Source organism: Bacillus sp. 522_BSPC (assembly GCF_001076885.1).
Lineage (GTDB): Bacteria > Bacillota > Bacilli > Bacillales > Cytobacillaceae > Niallia > Niallia hominis.
On record NZ_JVDT01000119.1, the window covers coordinates 1 to 4,198 of the forward strand.

Sequence of the window (4,198 nt, forward strand, 5' to 3'; positions counted from 1 at the left end):
GCTAAGCCTCCTCGCTGCGCTGCGGGGTCTCAGCCTTTCCTCTACTTCCCGCAGGAGTCGAACGTCCTCCACTCCATTCCACTTTGTTTTTAAACCTTTATCCAAATAACAAATACGAATATTCACGTGAATCAATTACATAATCGTTAGTTTTTATTGTTAGTTGAAATGCTTATTTCCCAGCCTCATTATCTTTGTCGCAAACCATGTAACAGAATTTGCTTGTATACTATGAAAGGATCTCCATCTTTCGCACAACCAAACTTTTATTTCAATGCCTCTTATCTTTTTTCATTACTTATATCTTTTAGCAATCCTTCAAACCATTGAACATTTACTAAATGATGTGAACGTGAATTTTCCAACATCTTTTTGAAATAAGTAGGAATCGTTTCATTATGCTGAAGCGTTTGTTCTAATAAAAAAATTTTCTTTTGCGTTTGTTCGATTTGTATATTTATTAGTTTTGTTAGTTCCTCTTTTGTATATTCATCTGCAAATAACATTGCTGCATAAAAAGATAAATTTATATAATCTGTCTTAGAACCATACTTAAACATCAATTTTTCGAATTCTTTATCACCTAGTTCTGTGATAATATAATTACGCTTTTCTCTAGTATTATCTAATTGGTCCACTTGTTGAATATATTGCTTTTCTTCTAATTGTTGAAGATTATAATAGAAGGATCCCTTAGTAAAATTCACTATATATTGATAATGTCTCTCTTCCATTAGTGCCAACAATTCGTATCCGTAAGAACCTGGTTTTTGTTTTAATAAGCCTAAAATGAGTAATGGTATCAAAAAAACACCTTCTTTTATTCTTCCTTAAAAGTATTGGAATAGTTATTGCATTTTTTTATCGTTTACTTCTTGTTTATTTGTATGAGCTGAGATTCAAATTCGTCATATGAAATTTTCCCTACCGCTAATTCTAGCGTCTTCCTATATATCTTTTCTGATTTGGTATTTACTCTAGTATGAATAAGGTTTATCAACTCATTTTCATTATTTAACGGTTCCAATACATGTTGTTTTTTAGAAAAGGCTTCAAAATACCGCAAACCAAATTTTCTTTGAGAAATTGCATCAATATGAATACCATCTGGATTAGAAGTTAAGCCTTCTGCAGTGACAAAATAGCAATTGTCTTGTTCAAAAGCAAATTTTTGCAGCTCTTGATTAATAAAATTATATTCAGCAGAATATTTCCCAAATCCCTCTTTTCCTAGAAAATCTCCCAAACCACCAATAATAAAAGGAATATCTGGAGCATTTAACTCCACTCTAAGAGCCTCAACAATGGAAAATAATTTATTATAATAGACTTTGTAATTCCCATTCATACTATCGCTTTCTCCTTGATGCCATAGAATTCCTGTTAACTCACTATTCTCCATAGCAAATTTGGCTTCGGTAATTGCATGTCGAAAAAGCGGTTGATCAACTGCCCATTCATCTAGCGTGCTTCCACCTTCTGCACAGGGAATAAGGCCAATCTTATCATCTTGATTTTCGCGACTCCATGCTTCTGCAAAGGAACCAACTAGACTAATTCCTGAAACAGGACGGTCATAATTGACAGGCTCCGTCATCATTTGCCATCTTCCATTACGCAACATTTGTATTCTCTCATTATAAATCGGAGGAACTTCATGGATAAATCCTCGTCCCGCCATATTCGACTGTCCTATCATTAAAAACGATTTAATCATTTTTTTCATCCTTTCTTTTAGAACATATTTTAATTATTGCCTTCGATACTTTTTGAATATAGCTACTGATCAATTTTTTAATAGTTGGGTTGTTTGAAACAATATCTTAGTAGATTATCCTCGAAAGCAAGGTCTATCCATTTCACATTTAGTCTAATTAGACTAATCACTCTTAGAATATTATAGTCTAATTAGACTGTTTGTCAAATGTTTGAGAGGACTAACCACGACGGTGTTGCGAATAATGCATAATTTATTTGATAAGTTCCCTCCCCCCTCTTTCTCCCTAAAATAGGTTCCATCATAGAATAATATTCTTTTTATTAAAACGATCTGCAAGCACTGCTCCAAAAAAATTAACAAGTAGAGAGGGTACTAAACTAAAAGCCAGATAGTCAAGAATAATGGGAATTCTAAGGAGATTTGAAAATGGGATAATGATCCTTCTGATAAATAATATAAAATCTTTTCCTCCCGATACTCATCATCTGGCAATAAAAACGATATCCAAGATTTCATTACAACTCCACCTCCCAAAAGAGATCATCCAGTGTTTTATTAAGTTCATTTGCTATTGCTATACAAAGTTGAAGACTGGGACTATGTTTTCCATTTTCGATCAATCCGATTGTCTGTCGAGCGACTCCTACTCCTTTAGCTAACTGTTCTTGAGTAATTGACAATTTCATCCTTATTATTTTCACATTATTTTTCATAAACTCACCTGCCATGTTAATACAATAATTTCTAAAATAAGGTGGTTAACTCTTCTTATTGGATTAACCACCCTTTACTTTAAGTACAATTCTTCAAAAGCCTAATGAATCTCCGTTTTGATGACTTACGGGTGCTTATCCCAAGGTTCAATTTGGCCAATGGTTAGTATCTTCTTCTTTTTCTTAATCGCTTCAATGATTCCATCTGAAATTTCCTTATTTGTTAACCACCTTGAACGGGAACCCTCTGTTACAAATCCCAATTGAACTTGATAATATGAACAACCCGTAGGCATTGTAACTTCTCTCTTAATTTTAGGCTCTTTTCTAAAAGATTGTTGCTTATAAATTAAAAAAATGTATATTATACTAACAACAAGAAAAATTTGTTAATATCTAATTAGGAGGTGTTTTTTAAATGAAATTAAAGGGGTTCATAGTTACTTTTGGGTCGTTTGCACTGGCAACAGCCTTACTTTACTTGCTTGGTTATGTGTTTACTATTCCTTGGTTAATGTTTCAATACGAGTACACAAATAATGCAAGTGGGTTCTTTGTTACAACAGGGTCGTTAGTTCCCTTAATAATCGGTTTGGTGATAAGTTTTATGTCCGAAAAAATTTATCTATACAAGTACCGACAAAAACTTGGTTGATTTAAACCAAGTTTTTTTACGCTCTTAGTTTAGCAACAGTTGTGAAATTTACTCGTTGACAAGAACTTAGAAGCATTTGCTTAACAACTTTTTTGGAAGGTAATTGCTTGTTTAGTTCCATATAACAATGCCAAAATAGGTAGTTATCAAGATATTTAGTTGCTACTCCTTGAAATCTATCCATCCACTTCTTCAATCGCTTGTGATAACCATTGACGTGTTGGATATGGTAAATACCTTTCTTCTTGTACTGCTTTTTACTTACGTTGATGGCTTCGTGTTGCAGACTTTTCATTTGAGCAAACTTTTTATAGTTTGTAGCGGTATCTGTGCATAACAAAGCAGAGGTATCGATGTACTTGCCCAACACCTCGTCTATTTCGATAGCAGTAATACGCCCTTTCCCTGCCTTTTGAGAGAATATTTGACCGTTTCTATCGTGAGCCACTACGACACAGATTTGCTCCTTCGATATACCTCGCTTTTTAGCAACTCCACCACGTTTGCGAGCCTTTCTGTGTGTAATCATCTTTTTTCCCTTGTCACTTTCCAAGAAGAATGTTTCATCACTTTCTACAATGCCTTGTAGAGTTTGATGACCAAGTGAACGAACCGCATTCAGGATTTTATGTCTCCAATAAAATGCCGTTGAAACGTGAATTTTAAGTGCCTTTGCTATTTTAGGCAGACTTAATCCTTCAATCATCATTTTGTAATAATCAAGCCATTTGTGAGGGTACTTAGTTCCTGATAACGGGCTACCTGTCATATCGTTAAACGATTTTCCACAATCCTTACAAAGATAGCGTTGGCGTGAACGGTATTTGCCATTACGTTTAACAGACATACTACCGCAATAAACACAAGCTAAACCGTTAGAAAAACGAGTTTCACGAACCTCGCCAACCATCTTGGAAATATCGGTTTTAGGCTCTGGAAACAGGTCTTGTTGTAGAGCTTTGAACAATTCCAATTGTTCGCTCTTGGATAAAGAATGAAAATCTTTATAAACATCGTGCCAAACCATCGCCATCAGGAACACCCTTTCCGCAATTTTTGACACCATTATACATTATTTTTTTCATAGCCACAATTTATACGAAAACAGCC

General features: G+C 34.3%; 6 protein-coding genes. All 6 read right to left on the reverse strand.

Going from position 1 to position 4,198, the window contains the following annotated elements; translation table 11 throughout:
* Nucleotides 1-281: 281 nt before the first annotated feature.
* The 6 genes from ADJ83_RS09340 to ADJ83_RS09365 all read right to left on the reverse strand — a co-directional run bounded on the left by ADJ83_RS09340 (nt 282) and on the right by ADJ83_RS09365 (nt 4,121).
* Nucleotides 282-806, reverse strand: a complete 525-nt coding sequence (locus ADJ83_RS09340) for a PadR family transcriptional regulator (RefSeq protein WP_048717677.1) — start codon at nt 804-806, stop codon at nt 282-284.
* 62 nt (nt 807-868) lie between these two features.
* A complete protein-coding gene (locus ADJ83_RS09345; RefSeq protein WP_031537200.1) occupies nt 869-1,717 on the reverse strand; it encodes a sialate O-acetylesterase in 849 nt (282 codons plus the stop codon).
* A 375-nt stretch (nt 1,718-2,092) separates the two neighbouring features.
* Complete coding sequence (locus ADJ83_RS25530) at nt 2,093-2,236, reverse strand: hypothetical protein (protein WP_155986742.1); 144 nt, start codon at nt 2,234-2,236, stop codon at nt 2,093-2,095.
* Nucleotides 2,236-2,433 carry a helix-turn-helix transcriptional regulator gene (locus ADJ83_RS09350; protein WP_048717678.1) on the reverse strand — a complete coding sequence of 66 codons (198 nt, stop codon included), beginning with the start codon at nt 2,431-2,433 and terminating at the stop codon, nt 2,236-2,238. Before ADJ83_RS09350 ends, ADJ83_RS25530 begins: the two co-directional genes overlap by 1 nt.
* Nucleotides 2,434-2,558: 125 nt before the next feature.
* Entirely contained in the window at nt 2,559-2,729 is a 171-nt protein-coding gene (locus ADJ83_RS25535) for a hypothetical protein (protein WP_160314251.1), read from the reverse strand.
* Between the two features lie 375 nt (nt 2,730-3,104).
* Nucleotides 3,105-4,121, reverse strand: a complete 1,017-nt coding sequence (locus tag ADJ83_RS09365; RefSeq protein WP_048717680.1) for an IS1595 family transposase — start codon at nt 4,119-4,121, stop codon at nt 3,105-3,107.
* Nucleotides 4,122-4,198: the final 77 nt, after the last annotated feature.